The sequence below is a fragment of the Nocardioides sp. NBC_00368 genome (genome assembly GCF_036090055.1).
Lineage (GTDB): Bacteria > Actinomycetota > Actinomycetes > Propionibacteriales > Nocardioidaceae > Nocardioides.
The window spans coordinates 4,650,189-4,667,144 of record NZ_CP107970.1; the positions used below are offsets into that span (position 1 = coordinate 4,650,189).

The 16,956-nt window shown below is 72.0% G+C and carries 18 protein-coding genes; 4 read left to right on the forward strand and 14 right to left on the reverse strand.

Features of this window, described 5'->3' with window-relative positions; genetic code table 11:
- Nucleotides 1-3: 3 nt before the first annotated feature.
- Nucleotides 4-594 carry a PadR family transcriptional regulator gene (locus tag OG984_RS22200; protein WP_328528351.1) on the forward strand — a complete coding sequence of 197 codons (591 nt, stop codon included), beginning with the start codon at nt 4-6 and terminating at the stop codon, nt 592-594.
- Here OG984_RS22200 and OG984_RS22205 read toward each other — a convergent pair.
- The 7 genes from OG984_RS22205 to OG984_RS22235 are packed head-to-tail and all read right to left on the reverse strand — an operon-like array spanning nt 591 to nt 6,026.
- Nucleotides 591-1,742, reverse strand: a complete 1,152-nt coding sequence (locus tag OG984_RS22205; RefSeq protein ID WP_328528352.1) for a sensor histidine kinase — start codon at nt 1,740-1,742, stop codon at nt 591-593. The genes OG984_RS22200 and OG984_RS22205 overlap by 4 nt on opposite strands.
- Entirely contained in the window at nt 1,739-2,425 is a 687-nt protein-coding gene (locus OG984_RS22210; protein WP_328528353.1) for a response regulator transcription factor, read from the reverse strand. Before OG984_RS22210 ends, OG984_RS22205 begins: the two co-directional genes overlap by 4 nt.
- The gene (locus OG984_RS22215) at nt 2,425-2,856 is read right to left on the reverse strand and encodes a hypothetical protein (protein WP_328528354.1); all 432 of its coding nucleotides are present in this window, start codon (nt 2,854-2,856) and stop codon (nt 2,425-2,427) included. Before OG984_RS22215 ends, OG984_RS22210 begins: the two co-directional genes overlap by 1 nt.
- Complete coding sequence (locus OG984_RS22220) at nt 2,853-3,998, reverse strand: molybdopterin-dependent oxidoreductase (RefSeq protein ID WP_328528355.1); 1,146 nt, start codon at nt 3,996-3,998, stop codon at nt 2,853-2,855. Before OG984_RS22220 ends, OG984_RS22215 begins: the two co-directional genes overlap by 4 nt.
- Nucleotides 3,995-4,693, reverse strand: coding sequence for a class I SAM-dependent methyltransferase (locus OG984_RS22225; RefSeq protein ID WP_328528356.1), 699 nt, complete (start codon nt 4,691-4,693; stop codon nt 3,995-3,997). Before OG984_RS22225 ends, OG984_RS22220 begins: the two co-directional genes overlap by 4 nt.
- Entirely contained in the window at nt 4,690-5,361 is a 672-nt protein-coding gene (locus OG984_RS22230; RefSeq protein WP_328528357.1) for a TIGR04282 family arsenosugar biosynthesis glycosyltransferase, read from the reverse strand. Before OG984_RS22230 ends, OG984_RS22225 begins: the two co-directional genes overlap by 4 nt.
- Entirely contained in the window at nt 5,358-6,026 is a 669-nt protein-coding gene (locus tag OG984_RS22235; protein WP_328528358.1) for a glycosyltransferase family 2 protein, read from the reverse strand. The genes OG984_RS22230 and OG984_RS22235 overlap by 4 nt, the downstream gene beginning before the upstream one ends.
- A gap of 112 nt (nt 6,027-6,138) precedes the next feature.
- On the opposite strand from OG984_RS22235, the gene OG984_RS22240 reads away from it, so the two are divergent.
- Nucleotides 6,139-7,494: a hypothetical protein gene (locus tag OG984_RS22240; protein ID WP_328528359.1), complete on the forward strand. Its 1,356-nt coding sequence runs from the start codon at nt 6,139-6,141 to the stop codon at nt 7,492-7,494.
- A gap of 128 nt (nt 7,495-7,622) precedes the next feature.
- Here OG984_RS22240 and OG984_RS22245 read toward each other — a convergent pair whose 3' ends face one another.
- The 4 genes from OG984_RS22245 to OG984_RS22260 form a co-directional block, all read right to left on the reverse strand.
- Nucleotides 7,623-8,675, reverse strand: coding sequence for an NAD-dependent epimerase/dehydratase family protein (locus OG984_RS22245; protein WP_328528360.1), 1,053 nt, complete (start codon nt 8,673-8,675; stop codon nt 7,623-7,625).
- The gene (locus OG984_RS22250) at nt 8,672-9,484 is read right to left on the reverse strand and encodes an S-methyl-5'-thioadenosine phosphorylase (protein ID WP_328528361.1); all 813 of its coding nucleotides are present in this window, start codon (nt 9,482-9,484) and stop codon (nt 8,672-8,674) included. The genes OG984_RS22245 and OG984_RS22250 overlap by 4 nt, the downstream gene beginning before the upstream one ends.
- Before the next feature lie 97 nt (nt 9,485-9,581).
- Nucleotides 9,582-10,328: a phosphotransferase family protein gene (locus OG984_RS22255; RefSeq protein WP_328528362.1), complete on the reverse strand. Its 747-nt coding sequence runs from the start codon at nt 10,326-10,328 to the stop codon at nt 9,582-9,584.
- Nucleotides 10,329-10,401: 73 nt separating this feature from the next.
- Nucleotides 10,402-11,472, reverse strand: coding sequence for a restriction endonuclease (locus tag OG984_RS22260; protein ID WP_328528363.1), 1,071 nt, complete (start codon nt 11,470-11,472; stop codon nt 10,402-10,404).
- Nucleotides 11,473-11,648: 176 nt separating this feature from the next.
- On the opposite strand from OG984_RS22260, the gene OG984_RS22265 reads away from it, so the two are divergent.
- Nucleotides 11,649-12,026, forward strand: coding sequence for a hypothetical protein (locus tag OG984_RS22265; RefSeq protein WP_328528364.1), 378 nt, complete (start codon nt 11,649-11,651; stop codon nt 12,024-12,026).
- Here the strand turns inward: OG984_RS22265 and OG984_RS22270 are convergent.
- Nucleotides 11,995-13,257, reverse strand: coding sequence for an MFS transporter (locus OG984_RS22270; protein WP_328528365.1), 1,263 nt, complete (start codon nt 13,255-13,257; stop codon nt 11,995-11,997). The two genes, OG984_RS22265 and OG984_RS22270, sit on opposite strands and share 32 nt — an antisense overlap.
- On the reverse strand, nt 13,254-13,832 hold the full coding sequence (locus tag OG984_RS22275) for an ArsR/SmtB family transcription factor (protein ID WP_328528366.1): 579 nt from the start codon (nt 13,830-13,832) through the stop codon (nt 13,254-13,256). Before OG984_RS22275 ends, OG984_RS22270 begins: the two co-directional genes overlap by 4 nt.
- Before the next feature lie 110 nt (nt 13,833-13,942).
- Between OG984_RS22275 and OG984_RS22280 the strand changes: the two genes are divergently transcribed.
- Nucleotides 13,943-15,295 carry an FAD/NAD(P)-binding protein gene (locus OG984_RS22280; protein ID WP_328528367.1) on the forward strand — a complete coding sequence of 451 codons (1,353 nt, stop codon included), beginning with the start codon at nt 13,943-13,945 and terminating at the stop codon, nt 15,293-15,295.
- A gap of 102 nt (nt 15,296-15,397) precedes the next feature.
- Here the strand turns inward: OG984_RS22280 and OG984_RS22285 are convergent, their stop codons facing one another.
- Nucleotides 15,398-16,861 (reverse strand): malate:quinone oxidoreductase, encoded by a 1,464-nt coding sequence (locus tag OG984_RS22285; RefSeq protein WP_328528368.1) that lies wholly within the window; start codon nt 16,859-16,861, stop codon nt 15,398-15,400.
- Between the last annotated feature and the right edge of the window lie 95 nt (nt 16,862-16,956).

Genomic DNA, 16,956 nt, shown 5'->3' on the forward strand with positions numbered 1-16,956 from the left:
ACGATGTCGCTGAGATTCGCGCTGCTGGCGCTGCTCACCTCGCGCCCGATGACCGGCTACGACGTCTCCAAGCAGTTCAGCCAGTCGGTGGCCCACGTGTGGCACGCGCCCGACTCGCAGATCTATCCGGAGCTCAACCGGATGGAGCGCGACGGCCTGCTCGAGTCCGCGGTCGTGCCGTGGGGCAAGAAGGGCACCAAGAAGGAGTACGCCGTCACCGAGGCCGGGGTGCAGGCCTTCCGGGAGTGGATGGACGCGCCCATCGAGATCCGCCGGCAGCGGGAGCCGGCCTACCTCAAGGCGGCCTACCTGGAGTGGGCCGAGCCGGGCGCCGCGCGCGCCGAGCTGGAGCAGTTCCGCGACTACTGGACCGAGCATCTGGCGATGCTCGAGGCCACCCGCGCCACGCTGGTCGACCGCAGCCACCCCACGCTGGCCCGGCGTCTGGAGCACTACGACGCCAGCCAGTGGGACCGGATCGTGCGCTACAAGGTCTTCGCCTACGACGGCCTGATCGACCAGGCGCGCGCCGCGATCGCCTGGGCCGAACGCGGCCTCGTGCTCGTCGACGAGCTGGAAGGCTCCACGGCCTAGGCGGGCAGGCGTACGTGGAACCGGCAGCCGGTCGCGGCCGGAAGGTTCTCCACCCAGACCCTGCCGCGGTGCGCGTCGACGAGACCCTTGACGATGGCGAGGCCGAACCCGGCGCCCTGGGCGCTGGTGCCGTCGGCGCTCTCGGGCGCGGCCGGGGTGCGCGCAGTGCTGCCCTGCCAGCCGAGGTCGAAGACCCGCTCCATGTCGCCGGGATCCAGGCCGCCGCAGCCGTCGCTGACGCTGAGGTCGATGCTGCGTACCTCTCCGGGGGCCAGCTGGCAACGGACCTCGACCGTGCCGTCGGCGGGGGTGTGGCGGATCGCGTTCATCAGCAGGTTGGAGACGACCCGGGACAGGCTGGCCGGGTCGGCGGTGATCTCGAGGCCGTCCTCGACCTGGCCGCCGAGCCGCACCCGCCGCTCGCGGGCGACCGGGTCGGCGCCGGCCAGTGCCTCGCTGACCAGGTCGCCGAGCAGGACCGGCTCGGGCGTCAGGGTGAGCGCTCCGGCCTGGATCCGGGAGAGCTCGAAGAGGTCGTCCACGAGCCGGGCCAGCCGCTCGACCTCGACGCGGATGCGCTGGTGGTAGCGGTGCGGGTCGGCCGCGATCCCGTCCTCGAGCGCCTCGGCCATCGCGCGCAACCCGGCCAGCGGCGTACGCAGGTCGTGGGCGACCCACGAGATCAGCTCGCGCCGCGACTCCTCGAGCCGCGCCTCCCGGGCGCTCGCCTCCTCGAGCCGCCGCTGCGTCTCGGCGAGCTCGGCCGACAGCGACCGGAGCTCGCGCGGCCCGCTCTCGGAGGGCAGCTGATGCCCGCCGAGCGCCATCTCCCGGGCCTGCCGCTGGACGGCGCCTGACCAGCGGACCATCGCGGAGCCGATGACGAGCGCGACCAGGATCGCCACGACCACGGCGATCGAGGTGACCACGGTGATGACCAGCAGGTCGTGGCCGGAGAGGAACATGAGCCAGGCGACGGCGAGCACGCCCCCGAACACGGTCAGCACGGCGACCGTGGCGGCCAGGGTGAGCTGCCAGCGGATCGACCAGCGTCGCGTCAGCCAGGCGACCAGGAGCCCGACCAGGCCGACCGTGAGACCGGCGCCCGCGGCGACGAGCGAGATCAGGACGGCATCGGCGAACTTCATGCGCCCACCTCCGCGGACTCCCAGCGGTAGCCGACGCCCCAGACCGTGACCAGCCGCTCCGGCCGGGTCGGGTCGGACTCGATCTTCTCCCGCAGCCGGCGTACGTGGACCGTGACCGTCGAGCGGTCGCCGATCGTCCAGCCCCACACGTGCTCGAGCAGGTCCTCCCGGGTGAAGGCCTTGCCGGGGTGAGCGATCAGGTAGCGGAGCAGGTCGAACTCGCGCGTGGTCAGCGCCAGCTCCGTCCCGGCGTTCGTGGCCACCCGCCGGTCCGCGTCCACCACGAGCGGGCCGTCCGAGACCACGCCGCCCTCACCCGAGTGGCCGGTGCGCTTGAGCACCGAGTCGACCCGGAGCACCAGCTCCCGCGGGCTGAACGGCTTGCCGACGTAGTCGTCGGCGCCGAGCTCGAGCCCCATGATCCGGTCGGCCTCGCTGCCGAGCGCGGTGAGCATGATGATCGGCACCTCGCTCGCCTGACGCAGCCGCCGGCACACCTCCAGCCCGTCGATACCGGGCAGCATCAGGTCGAGGACGACGATGTCGGCGGGGCGCTCGCTCATCGCGCGGAGGGCCTGCTCGCCGTCGCCGGCCTCGACGACGTCGTGCGAGCCCGCGCGCAGGTAGGACGCCAGCACCTCACGGACGGTGAGGTCGTCGTCGACCACGAGCACACGTGCCATCAGCTCTGCTCCTCCTCGACGGTCCGCTGTCGCGAGCGTAGTTCGCCGAGCGCCACGGCGACACCGGCGCATACGCACAGCAGCGCGAACACCACCAGCCCCTGGGTGTAGTCGCGGTCCAGCAGCGTCGGGTTGTCCGGCTTCGCGCCGAACCGGCCGAGGACCGGGATCGCGACCAGGACGGTCGGCCCGAGCAGCACCAGCACCGTCACCGCGCCCCGGGCGACCGCCCGCGGCAGCAGCCGGCCGCCGAGCCACCCCAGCGCCAGCACCGCCGGCGCCAGGATCCCGTCGTGGATCACGACCGCGGCCGCCAGCCAGACCACGACCTCGGTGATCTGGCCGATGTCCTGCCTGCTCAGCAGCAGCCAGGCTCCGTACGCCATCCCGACCGTGCCGAGGCCGATCAGCCCGCCGCGTACCCCTCTCATGCCAGCACCTCGATCCGGGATACCCACTTGGTCTGCATGACGCCGGGACGGTCGGGGGCGATGAGCCGGACCGGGTACCCGTGGTCCATCGAGAGCGTCTCGCCGTCGAGCTCGAGCGCCATCAGGGTCCGGTCGTCGTCGGCGAAGTTCGCCGGCAGCACGGTGTCGGAGGAGGCGCTGAACGTCTGGATCGACCGGATCCTGACGTCCCGCCCCGGAGGTGCGCCGACCAGGTCGAGCAGGTCGCGCAGGCGTACGCCCCGCCACTCGCCCGTCGCGCTCCATCCCTCCACGCAGGCGATCGGCAGGGTGGAGATCCGCTGCTGCATCGCGACCAGATCTTGGCGGGACAGGGCCCGGGACGTCGCCCCGTGGACGAGCTCGAGGCGGTAGGAGGAGCTGCTCGCCTCGGCCACGACACCGGCGGAGTGGGCCGTGCGGTTGATCGGGATGCCGTGCTTCCGGGAACGTGGGGACAGGGCCGCGATGCGACCGGCTCCGGGGACGGTGCCGGCGGTGTAGAGGAAGGCGGCGGCCAGGGCCGAGGTGCCGGCCAGGACCAGTACGCCACGACGGCTGACCGGCCCCGCTCGGCGCGCGTTCGGCCGGTCGTGGGCGGTGTCGTCGACGTCGCCGGTCAGGGCGTCACGGATGATCGGCAGCTTCACCGCGATGTGCACCAACAGCGCCCCGACGGCGACGAAGGCGAGCGCGTAGTGGGTGGCCCGGAAGCTGAAGCCCCAGGGATACCACTGCGCGACGTTGAGCAGGCCGGTCGTGAGCTGGACCAGCGAGGTGCTGACCAGGATCGCGATCGAGCCGCGCTCGAGCGCCGTCGGCAGGGCCTCACGGACCCGTCGCGGCACCGGCTGGAAGAGCTTGGGGAAGACGACCCACAGCTTGACCAGCAGGAGCGGGATCGCAGCGGTGCCGGCGACGACGTGCAGGCCCTGGGTGACCTGGTAGAGCCACGACGGGCTCGTCGGCAGCGGCACCGGCTGCTGGTCGCCCTGGGCGTAGTGGCTGATCAGCCCGGTCGCGAGCGCGATCACGAAGCAGATGCCGAGCCACAGTCCCACCCGGGCGGCGACCGCGGCGCTGCGCAGGCGCGAGGTGAACGAGTCCTCGGACGGGATCCTCATGACGTCTCCTCCACGAGCACGGCCACCCACCGATCGCGGCCGGGCGTCAGCGCCCGGACCCGGGACGGGGGCCGGGGCTCGGTCGGACGGAGCTGCGGCAGCGGCGCCAGCCGGGTGACCGCGAACCCGGCCTCGGTCGCGATCGACCTGATCGCGTCGGCGCCGACGGTCGCCCACGGGAACTGGGAGGAGCCGCCGCAGTCGCAGACGAGCTCAGCCAGCAGCGGGCCGCTCGGCGTCCCCGGCGGGTGCACCTCGGCGACCACCCGGCCGCCCGGGACCAGCAGCCGGCGTAGACGGGCGAGGAGGGCCAGCGGGTCCCCACCGATCCCGAGGTTGCCGTCGGCGAGGAGAGCGGTCGCCCACCACCCTTCGCCGGGAAGGGGTTCGAAGACGTCGCGACACACCGCGCGACCACCGCGCGCCGCGGTCTCGGCGACGGCCTCCGGGACGACGTCGACGCCGAGCGACGGCAGGCCCCGAGCGGTGAGTGCGGCGGTCATCCTGCCGGGACCACAGCCGAGGTCGATCGTCGGCCCGGCGCAGTAGGAGAGCAGCGCGAGGTCGGCCGCGTCGGCGGTGCGGGTCCAGTCCTCGACCGGCAGCCGCGAGGCCCTGCCGTCGACGTTCACGACCCGACACCGCTCGCTGGCGAAGGCGTGCCCGAACGCCGACTCCGCCACCGCCGCCGTCATCGGGTCACCCGCGCGATCTCGGTGGCGATCTCCGCGGCAGCCGCGGCGAAGCGGGTCCCGGGGGCGGCTGCGGCGACGGGGGCGACATCGGCGAGGTGGTCGACGTCGCGAAGCCGCTCACCGGCAGCGACGCGGAGACCCAGTGCTTCGAGGGCGGCGCGGGTGGCTGCGTACGTCTCGGGGGTGGACATGGGGACCTCGCGCAGTGCCGCGGCGGCGGAGGGGTCGCGGAGCGCCAGGGCCCACCAGCCGCCGTCCTCGGCGGGGGCGAGCACGGCGTCGGCAGCGTCCAGTCCGGCGGCCACGGCCAGCAGTCGGGCCGGCGTCACCTGCGGGGTGTCCATCCCGATCTGCACCACCGGCCCGGCGACATCGGCGTGTGCGTTCGCCAGCCGCTCGCCGAGCCCCTTGCCGCGCTGCGGGGTGACGGTCCAGCCGGCGATCGCCGACTCGATCTCCACCGCCCGGAATCCCGCGGAGACGTCTCCGGAGAGGGCCAGCCGGCATCGTTCCGGTCCGACGGCGAGGGTGCACGCCTCGATCGTGTCCAGCAACGAGGCCGCGGCGACGGCGGTCGCGGCCGTCTCCCCGATCTCGGCCGCGAGCCGGGTCTTCACCAGCCCGGGGACCGGTGCCTTGGCCACGAGGAGCACTGTCGGGGCCGTCATGCGAGCACCCGCCAGAAGTCGTACGCAGCCCGCAGGCTGCCCCGCACCGAGCCGGAGACCTTGGAGCGGGTGCCGGCGGTCCGAGGGTGGTAGTCGACGTCGATCTCGTGCACCCGCCAGCCGGCCCGGGCCGCCCGATCGAGGAGCTCGACGGGGTAGCCGGAGCGCCGGTCCTCCACGCCGAGCCCGAGCAGCGCCTCGCGGCGGGCCGCGCGCAGCGGGGCGATGTCGCGCACCCGCAGACCGGTACGCCGCCGCAGCGCGCGCAGGACGAGCCGGTTGCCGACCCGGGCGTGCCACGGCTGGGCGCCCGGCGTCACCGGCCGGCGGCAGCCCAGCGCCAGGTCGGCCTCGTCGCGCCTGATCGTCTCGACCAGCGGCAGCGCGGCCTCGGGATCGAAGGAGCCGTCGCCGTCCATCACCACGACGTAGGGGGCGGTGGCAGCCAGCAGGCCGGCGTGCACGGCCGCCCCGTATCCGGGCCGCGACTCCGACACCACCCGCGCCCCCAGCTCACGGGCGACGTCGGCGGTGCCGTCGGTCGAGCCGTTGTCGACGACGATCACGGACAGCTCCGCCGGCACGCGTGGCAACAGCTCACGCAGGGCGGCGGCCTCGTCGCGGCAGGGCAGCACGAGGTCGGTCTCGGGGCGGTTCTGGGCCATGGAACCGACTCTAGGAATGCGCCGCGCCCGATGGGGCCGGCAGATCTTACGGTCCGATGACGTGGCCGTTGCGCGGCGCCGACCGGGCCTCCACCCACCTACGCTCGCAGTCGTGAACTCCTCAGCTCACCGCGCTGCCCTGGTGGGGCTCCTCGCCACGCTGACCCTCGTGGCCGCGGCCGTCGTCGTGCCGCCGCTCCTCGGCTGGCAGGTGTGGACCCGCGTGCACATCGAGGACGGAACCTTTCCGCCGCTCCACGGATTTCCCGAGGTCAAGGCCGGGATCGGCACGGTCTTTGCGATCCTGCTCGCCCTCGCGTCGTTGCGCTGGGCCGACCTGGTCGCGACCCGGCTCCCGTGGCGGCGCCTGCTCGTGGTGGCGTACGGCGCCGGGCTGGGGTGGCTGTTGTCGCTGGCGCTCGTGGACGGCGCCGAGGGCATCTCCGGGGTGCTCGGGAGCCGGTCCGAGTACCTCGGCACCGCCCGGGCGGTCGACGACGTGGGCGGCCTGCTGCGGGAGTACGTCGCCCGGATCCCCTACGACGCGCCCGACGGCAACTGGCCGGTCCACATCGCCGGGCATCCGCCCGGGATGGTCCTCTTCTTCGTGCTCCTGGTGAAGGTGGGTCTCGGCGGCGACCTGGCCGCCGGGCTGGTCGTGACGGTGATCGCCGCGACCCTGCCTCTGGCGGTCATGACGACGGTCCGCGTCCTCGGCAGCGAGTCCGGGGCTCGCGCGGCCGCGCCCTATCTCGTCCTCACCCCGTCCGCCGTGTTCCTCGCCGTCTCCGCCGACGCGGTGATGGCGGCGACCGCCGCCTGGGGGATGTGCTGCCTGGCCCTCGCCTGCCGGGGTGGCCCGCGCCGCGGCTGGCCGTGGGCGGTCGTGGCCGGGCTGCTCCTCGGCTACCTGGTGATGATGTCGTACGGCCTCCCGCTGGTCGGCGTGCTCGCGCTCGCGGTGCTGTGGCTGGGCAGCGGCCGACGGTGGGGATGGTCCCGGGGTTGGTGGGTGCTTCCGGTCGCCGCTGTCTCGGCGCTCGCGGTGGTTCTCGTCTTCGCCGCGGGCGGTTTCGCGTGGTGGGAGGCCTACCCGGTGCTGGTCGACCGCTACTGGGACGGTCTCGCGAGTCAGCGTCCGGGGGCCTACTGGACCTGGGGGAACCTGGCCGCGCTCGCGATCAGTGCCGGCCCGCTCGTCGGCGCCGGGATCGGCGCCACCTGGGCCTCCCGGCGCAACCTCGAGGACCGGGTGGTCGTGGTCCTGGTGGCCGCGGCGCTGATCATGGTCGCCCTGGCCGATGCCTCGCAGATGAGCCGGGCCGAGGTCGAACGGATCTGGCTGCCGTTCATCCCCGGGCTCACCCTCGGCTGTGCGCTCCTGCCCGAGCGGTGGCGACGCCCCGGCCTCGCGCTCCAGCTCGGCACCGCGCTGCTCGTCGAGCACCTGTTGCACACGAGCTGGTGAACAGGGACCCAGGGATACCCGGTCGACCGGGTATCCCTGGACATGACGGGCACTGAAACACCCCGCAAGCCCAAGAAGTGCCCATCAAGTGCCGGGACACCTCTCACGATGTGGACGCGCTTCTCGGTTCAGCTGTGCATCCGCAGCGGATCGGTGGCGAAAGCGGGAAGCCCAACGTCAGGCAGCACCTCGGCGCGGAAGCCGAGCTCCTTCTCCGCGAGCTGTGGGGAGGCGACGACATGGCGTACGTCGCCGATCCGGTAGCGCCCGGTGACGACCGGCGCCACCTCCTGCCCGGCACCTCGCGCGACCAGCTCGGCCACCTGCCTGATCGTGACCGGGTGTCCGGATGCGACGTTGTAGGCCGCCAGCTCACCGGCCGGCCGCTCGGCGGTCGCCTCCAACGCCGCCAGGTTGGCGCGGGCGACGTCGTCGACGTGGACGAAGTCGCGCTGCTGGCCGCCGTCCTCGAACACCTGCGGCGCCTCGCCCCGCTCCAGCGAGGACCGGAAGATCGCGGCCACCCCGGAGTAGGGCGTGTCGGCAGGCATGTGCGGCCCGTAGACGTTGTGGTAGCGCAGCGCGATCGCGGTCGCGTCCGCCTGGCGGGCCCACGCGGAGGCATAGTGCTCCTGGGCGACCTTGCTGGCTGCGTACGAGCTGCGGGGGTCGAGCCGCGCCGACTCGGCCACCGTCGCCCAGGCCAGCGCGCCGCCGCACAGGTCGCAGTGGTTCTCGAAGTCGCCGGCGTCGAGCGCGGTGCGTGAGCGCGGCGGCGGCACCCGGTCGCCGTGGGTCTCGCAGACGTAGCGGCCCTCGCCGTAGACCACCATCGACGAGGCCAGCACCAGCCGGGAGACCCCGTGCGCGCTCATCGCCGCCAGGAGCGCCGCGGTGCCGAGGTCGTTGTGGGCTGCGTACAGCGGGAGGTCGGCCACCGTCACCCCGGCCCCGACGACGGCAGCCTGGTGGCACACCGCGTCGACGCCGTCCAGCAGGTCGCCCCACCCGTCGGCGTCGCGTACGTCGAGCAGGTGGGTGTCCGGAGGCACCGAGGCGGACGGGCCGTGCGCCATCAGGAGCAGCGCATCGACACGTACGACCTCGTGACCGGCCTCCTCCAGGACCCGGCCGATGGCGGTACCGATGAAGCCGGCCGAGCCGGTGAGCAGGACCCTCATGGGATCTCGTAGGCGAGCTGCTTGCCCTCGGCCCAGGTCGAGCACGAGCACCCGCCCGGGTCGGGGAGACCGGCGATCGTGTCGGTCAGGATCGTGCGCATCCGCTCCAGGTTGGCGGCGAAGAGCGCGTAGACGTCGTCCTCGTCGACGCCCTCGCCCTCGGCGGCGCCCGCGTCCATGTCGGTGACCAGGCACAACGGCGCGTAGCACATCCGCAACTCCCGGGCGAGCGCCGCTTCCGGGGCGCCGGTCATCCCGACCAGCGTCCAGCCCTGGGCGGCGTGGTGGATGGACTCGGCGCGCGTCGAGAACCGCGGCCCCTCGATGATGATCAGCGTGCCGCCGGTCTTCACGGACGGGTCGGCGGCGGCGTAGGCCTTGGCGATGCGCGCGCAGTAGGGATCGGCGAGAGGTACGTGGGTGGCCCCCGTCTCCACGAAGCTCGGGATGCGGCGCCAGGTGCGGTCGACCATCTGGTCGGGCGTGACGAGATCGCCGGGCGCGACCTCGGACCGGAGGCCGCCGACGGCGCTGGGGGAGAGCACCTGGCTCACCCCGAGCGACCGCAGGGCCCAGAGATTGGCGCGGTAGGGGATGGCATGCGGTGGATATTCGTGCGAGCGGCCGTGTCGGGGCACGAACGCCACCGACCGGCCGGCAACGGTGCCGACCGTGATCGGCGCCGACGGCGCACCGTAGGGCGTCTCGACGACCACCTCCTCGGCATCGCTCACGAACTCGTAGAGCCCGGTCCCGCCGATGACCCCGACCTCGGCGCGAGGTGTCTGTCCCATGTCCAGCCCAGTCATGCCTTCACTGTGCCAGCGCTGCGTCCTCGGCGACAGCATGCGACTCATCCGTCACCGATCGGTAATACCTACGTGGCTCGCGCGGGTCCGCGCAGCTTCACATCCGGGATCTCAGCACGTCGACCTCACAGCCCGGCGCGAAGGGGTCGAAGCCGTGCTCGATCAGCCAGCGAACCGCCAGCAGGCTCCGCAGCGACCACCACCCGTGGATCACCTCGAGGTCGACGTCGGTGCCGTAGCCGGCGATGACGTCGTCGAGGTGCTCCTCGTGTCCGAGCGTGAAGGTGGCGAGGTCGTACAGAGCATCGCCCTGGCCCGCCTCGGACCAGTCGATGATGCCGGTGACCTCGTCGGCGTCGACGAAGACGTGCGCGATCTGCAGGTCGCCGTGCGTGAACGCCGGAGTCCAGGGCCGGAGCGCGGCCTCGGCGACCCGGCGGTTGCGGGCGATCAGGTCGGCGGGCAGGATTCCGTCGGCCGCGAGCGTGTCGCACTCGTCGTCGAGCTCCGCCGCCAGCGCATCGCTACTCCGGCCCGCGCGGCCGTGCCGGGGCGGCAGCGGTGCGTCGTGCAACTTCCGGATGGCGGCGCCGGCCGTCGCCCACGCCGCCGGCGACCCGGTCGCCGGCCCGCCGAGGCGGCCGAGCGTCGTCCCCGGAAGTGCGGCGAGCGCGAGCACGGGCGGCTTGCACCACAGCACCTCCGGTGTCGGAACCGGCGCCAGGGACATCGCCTCGACCTCGGCGAAGATGCGCGCCTGATCGGCGTCCACCTTTAGGAACACGTCACCCACGCGCAGGGTCGCGCGCTCGGAATGGGCGACGACGACCGTGACCTCATCCATGGAGGACCAGTATCCCGAGGACGATCGCCGGTGTCGCCAGGTTTCCTGCGTGCGACCACGCGGCCGCTGGGGCTCAGACCGCGCGGCGGTAGTTGGCCATCGCGCGGTCGTAGGCCGCCCAGGCCCGCCAGGACTCCAGCGCCCGCTCGCCCTGGGGCTTGAGGCCGTCGACCTTGTGGTAGGACTCGCCGCTCGCGTACTGCGACTCGCGGCCCGTCACGAGCGAGAGCAGCATCGGCAGCACGCTCTCGTCGGTGACCGTGATCGTGCCGACCTGGAAGGTCTGGCGCACCCACTCGGCCCGCTGGTCCGAGCCCAGGACGAGCACCACGGGCAGCTGCGACGCCCGGGCGATCGCGTCCAGGATCGGCCCGAGCCCGTCCGGGACCCACCGCTCGCCGGGCGGCGGCGTGGGCGCCTTGGGGATGCTCATGGTCGAAGGGGCGGCCGGGACGACGTAGGTCGAAGACGTGTCCGGGAGGATGTAGGTGGATGAGTACGCCGGGATCTGGCCGGTCATCGGGCCGGCGATCTTCTCGACGGCCGGCGCGGTCGCGTCCGGGGCGACGCCAGGGGTTACGTCCGGAGCGACGACCGGAGCGACCTCCGGAGCAGCGACCTGGTCGGAGGTCTTCTCCGTCGCCCTCCGGCGCGGCCTGATCGCGGGGATCTTCGAGGTGAACGTGAAGCCGCCCGTGCGGGTGGGGTCGATGTGCTTGCCGGGGACCGGCTCGGGCGCCCGGCCGATGACCGGCGGCGCCGGAGCGGTGGCCGTGACGACCAGTTCGGCGGCGTGCTTCCCGTGCGGCCGGATCGAGCCGTCGGCGGCGAACTCGAACAGGGCCACCCGCACTCTGTCGGCCCACTCGACCGCGTCCGTCGTGAATCCGGCGCGGCTGAACAGCGCGACCGTCCGGGCGTCGTAGGCATAGCCCGCGCCGCGTACGGCACAGACGCTGCGCGCCTCGGTCGGTGCGCGGGTGAGCACGACCTGCGCGACGATGACGTTGTCGGGCCGGCCGCCGATGATGTCGACGTCGGCGGCTGCGGTGCTGCCCGAGGGGGCGGCGTCGGGCCAGCCGAGGGAATGCAGATGCTCCGCGGCGTACTTCTCGGCTTCTTCGCCCGTTCTGGGCTGCCTCAAGGGTGCCAACGTGGGTCCTTCCTCGATCCTCCCTCGGGCCTCCCTGCCCGATCGAGTTGGGGAGGATGATAGGCCCGGTGCGTACGCCCTGTCCGGCGGGGTGGTGAATCGGGTCGCGATGTTCGCTCCTGGCGGATCGGCCGCGAATGTCGGCGCTCGACGCTAGCGTGATGGTCATGAGGCGCCCGCATGAGAACGTCGCTACGGTCCTGGTGGATCCGCGCATTCTCGGCGACATCGAGATCGAGCTGATGTCGCTCGACATGCCGCTGTGGCGGGTGTGCGCGGCGCCGATCGTGAAGGACGGGCAGCGGCTCGCGTTCCAGGTCCGCAACAAGCTGCTGATGTCGAAGCGGGGCGAGTGGGACTGCGCCAAGGACTGGGTCCCGGTCTGGATCGGCTTCGGCTCGAGCTGGGCGTTCCCCGGCGAGGCGATCCCGTGGCCGGCGCACAAGGCGCTGTGGACGCTCCTGGAGGGATACGCCGACCACGTCCGCTACAACAAGCGGCTCGGCGGGATCCCTAGGATCCCGCGCTTGCGGGAAGCCTGCTAGCCGCCGGCTCCTGTCGCCGCTCGATCTGCTTCCAGGTCGGGTCGATGGCCGGGAACATCGTGACCACGAAGTAGGCGATCCCGCAGGCCACCAGGGCCGTGGTCAGGCCGAACGCGGAGACCAGGCCGCCGCCGAGCAGCCCGCCGAGCGGCATCAGCCCCCAGGCGAAGGCCGAGATCAGTGACATCACCCGGCCGAGCACGTGGGCGGGGATCCGTTCGAACTGCAGCGCTCCGAGGATGGGGTTGATGAAGCCGCTGGTGGTCCCGCCGATCGCGAACACGACGAACACCATCCACAGCGGCGCCCCGAAGGCGATCACCAGGAACCGTGGGATCCCGGTGACGAGGAAGCAGACCAGGTACGTCGGGTAGCGCCGCATCCGGTCGCCGATGGCCGCCGCCACGGCCGATCCCACCGCCGAGAAACCCGAGAAGGTGGCGAACAGCAGACCGATCGTCTCGGGGCCGGCGTGCTGCTGGCCCCACACGGGCATCAGCACGCTGCTCCAGGCGATGTCGATCAGGTTGGTCAGTGCGACCATGAACGCCATCCCCAGGAGCACCCGGTCGCGGCGGAGGAAGTGCCAGCCCTCGGCGAGCTGGGCACCGTACGTGGCGGGGTCCTCCCTCGGCTGCTCAGTGGGTGCAGGCGACCGACGCCGGGCCAGGCCGGCCGTCGTCGTCGCGAGCACGAGGGCGCCGACCGCGAACGAGGCGGCGTCGATCACGATCGCGTTGGTCGCACCGACCACGCCGATCAGCAGGCCCGCCGCGGCGGCGCCGAGCATGGAGGCGGTGCGCTCGACGAACGAGTGGAGCCCGGTCGCCCGCTCCGTCGGCACGCCGGCCTCCTCGACCAGCTGCGGGATCATCGACGACTTCGCCGAGTCACCGGGGCCGCGCATCGCGCCGGCGAGGGCGACGAGGCCAAGGAGGATCGGGAAGTGCAGCAGGCCGGCTGCGTACAGCAGGGGGATGAGGCCGACCACGACGGCCGAGCCCAGGTCGCAGGAGATCGCGACGCGGCGCGGACCTATGCGATCGATGACCGGGCCACCGAAGATCTTGCTGAGCACCAGCGGGGTCATCTCGAAGAGCGCGATCAGGCCGGCCTTCGCGGGACTGCCGGTCGTCTCGAGCACGAACCAGGGCAGCGCCAGCATCGAGACGCGGGTGCCGACCAGGGAGATGGTCTCGGCGGCGAGCCATCCGTAGAGGGGGAGCTTCATGACTGCCTCTCCTGGTCCTTGCCGAGGTGTCCGGGAAGCGGGAAGACGTGGAACTGGAACATCACGGCCTCGCCCGCAGGCTCGTCCTCGAGGTCGTCGATGAGCTGGTTGACCTGCTCCTCCACCCGGGACGCCTGGCTCGGGGTGAGGCGCACGACGCGGTCGTTGAGCCCGAAGGCCTCGCGCCACTCCTTGGGGAGCAGCGCGCGCTCCTCGATCGCCTCCTGGAGGCGCTGCGCGTAGATCGTGACGACCGTCTGCAGGTAGGCATCGAGGGTCTCCTGACCCTCGGGGGTGTCGGGCACGTCCCGGTCGCCGGTGACGGTCGCCTGATGGGCCGCCTTCCACCAGCGCTCCCGGGCGTTGCCGCGGCTCTCGTCGTCCTCGATGAACCCGTGCTGCGCGAGCTGCCGGAGGTGGTAGGACGTCGCGCCGCTGTTGATGCCGAGCCGCGCGGCCAGGGTGGTCGCCGTCGCCGGGCCGTCCACACGGAGGATCCCGAGCATGCGGACGCGCACGGGGTGGGTGAGTGCCTTGAGCTGGTCGACTCCGGGAACGATCTCGCGTGCTGCCATGAGTCCACCATAGATCGCAAAGAGATCTTTGCAAATAGATTTGTGCAATCTTTCGGGTAAGACCAGTAACCAGGTGAACAAAGCCTGGATAACGCCGTTACCCTGGCGGGGTGACGACAGATGCCGCGCCGCCCACGCCGCCCAGCACGCCGACGGTGGCGATCGTCGGAGGTGGAGCCAGCGGCACGCTGACTGCGATCAACCTGCTCCGCCGAGGCGCGTCCGTGGTGCTGTTCGAGGCGCGGGGAGAGGCCGGCTACGGGGTGGCCTACTCGACCACCGACGCCCGCCATCTCCTCAACGTCCGGGCCAACAACATGTCGGGCTTTCCCGACGATCGTGACGACCTGCTGGACTGGGCGGCGGAGGTCGGGATCGACCTCGGCCCGATCGACTTCCTGCCCCGGCGGGATTACTCCCGCTACCTGCGCGACCGGCTCGCCCAGGCCGCTGTGGCTGGTCCCGGGACCTTGGAGACGGTCGGCGAGACGGTCATCGACGTCGAGCCGGTCGGTGCCGGTTTCCGGCTGCTGACCAGCGACGATGCCGGCCGTGCGGCCGACTCCGTCGTCCTCGCCTACGGCAACCCGCCGCCCCAGCCGCTGGCCGGTCTTCCCGCGGCGCCGTGGAACCTGTCGGATCCCTGGGACGTGGCCCGGATCAGTGCGCTGCCCGACGACGCGACCGTGCTCGTCGTCGGCACCGGTCTGACCGCCGTCGACGCGACGGTCACGCTCCTCGACGACTCCCCGGCCCGCCGGGTGATCATGGTGAGCCGCCACGGCCTGGTGCCCAACGCCCACGTCGACGACCAGTTCACCTCCTGGGTGACCCCGATCCCCGACGGCCCGTTGACCGCCGACGGCATCGTCGACCTCGTCCGCGAGCAGATCGAGCACGCGGCCGGCCTCGGCGTCGACTGGCGTGCGGTCATCGACGGCCTCCGCGGTCCGACGCAATCGATCTGGCGCCGCCTCCCCGAGCCGGAGCGCCGTCGCTTCCGCGAGGTCTACGCCCGCGAGTGGGAGGTACGCCGCCACCGCATGGCCCCGCGCATCGCCGCCCTCCTCGACACCTACCGGGCCGAGGGACGCCTGGAGATCCTCGGCGGCGGGGTGCTCGGCTGCCGGGTGGACGGCGCCGAGCAGCCCGTCGTCACGCTCGCCGACGGGGACCGCGAGGTCACCGCGGTGGTCAACTGCACCGGTCCCTCACCCGACATCACCCGCACCGACAACCCGCTCCTCCTCGCGCTCCAGAAGCGCGGCCTGATCGCCCCCGACCCGCTGCGCCTCGGCATCGACGTCACCGAGGACGGTCGGGTCATCGGAGCGGACGGGCGCGTCGTACCCGATCTTCTGACCGTCGGTCCACCCTGCAAGGGCGCGCTCTACGAGGCCACCGCCATCCCCGAGATCCGGGTCCAAGCAGCAGCCGTGGCCGCCCACCTAACCGCCGAATAGGCAGTTCTGGCGGCCGAGAAATCAGTTGTGGGCGACGAAACTGTCGTTTCGCCGCCCACAACTACAGATTCGGTGCCCAGAACCACCGATTCGGCGGGTTGGTCAGCCGAGGTGAAGCTGGCGGTCCGTGCGCGCGAAGGTCTCGGCGGCGAGTTCGGGGTCGGCGCTGAGCTCGGCACCGGTGGCCGGGATCATCGCCTTGAGCTGGGGCTGCCAGGAGTCCCAGCGGTCGGGGAAGCAGCGGCGCAGGACGTTGACCATGATCGCCGGGGCGGTCGAGGCGCCGGGCGAGGCACCCAGCAGACCGGCGATGGTGCCGTCCTCGGCGGTGATCACCTCGGTGCCGAACTGCAGCACGCCGTCCGGGCGGATGACCTGCACCCGCTGGCCGGCGATGATCCGGTCCCAGTCCTTGCGGTCCGCGGCGGGGAAGAAGTCGAGGAGGTCGTCGAACTTCTTGCGCGGGGAGCGCAGCAGCTCCTTGACCAGGTAGACGGTGAGGTCCATGTTGGTCAGCCCGGCGCGCAGCATCGGCAGCAGGTTGTGGGGCCGCACCGAGAGGAACAGGTCGGTCAGCGACCCGGTCTTGAGGAAGCGCGGGCTCCAGCCGGCGTAGGGACCGAACATCAGGTGGGTCTTGCCCTCGACGTAGCGGGTGTCGAGGTGGGGCACCGACATCGGCGGGGCGCCGACGGCGGCCTTGCCGTAGGCCTTGGCGCGGTGCTGGGCGACCAGCTCGGGCTTGGACGTACGCAGGAACTCACCCGAGACCGGGAAGCCGCCGAAGCCGCGGATCTCCGGGATGGCCGCCTTCTGCAGCAGCGGCAGCGCGTAGCCGCCGGCGCCGACGAAGACGAACCGCGAACGCAGGTGGTACTTCCCGGACTCGTTGCGGCCGTAGATGTGCCAGAAGCCGTCCATGGTCTGGTGCAGGTCGGTGACCTCGGACCCGGTCTCCAGGTCGGCGCCCTTGTCCACCAGGGTGCGGGTCAGCATCGCGGTGAGCGAGCCGAAGTCGACGTCGGTGCCGGCGTTGGTCCAGGTGGCCGCGACGGGCTCGTCGGCGAGCGACTTGGCCGAGCGGCCCTCGAGCAGCAGCGGTGCCCAGCCCCGGATGACCTCGGGGTCGGTGGAGAACTCCATCCCGGCGAAGAGCGGGTGCGCCGACAGCGCCTCGTGGCGCTTGCGGAGGTATTCGACGTTGTCCGCACCCCACACGAAGGACATGTGCGGGACGGTGTGGATGAACTTGTCGGGGTCCGGGATACGGCCGTTCTCGACCAGGAAGGACCACAGCTGCCGGGAGACCTGGAACTGCTCGTTGACGTTGACGGCCTTGGAGATGTCGACCGAGCCGTCGGCCTGCTGCGGGCTGTAGTTGAGCTCGCAGAGCGCGGAGTGGCCGGTGCCGGCGTTGTTCCACGGGCCGGAGGACTCCACGGCGAGCGAGTCGAGCCGTTCGATCATCTTGATGGACCAGCTGGGCTCCAGCTCCTGGAGGAGCACGCCCAGGGTGGCGCTCATGATGCCGCCGCCGATCAGCACTACGTCAAGAGGTTCGTCCACAGGTCTTTTGTCTCGCTTTTGAGGCCGCAATGGTTAATCGGGGTCCTTAGATCGGTCTAACTTGTGGGCAACTTCACTGCGGACCCGATCGGGTT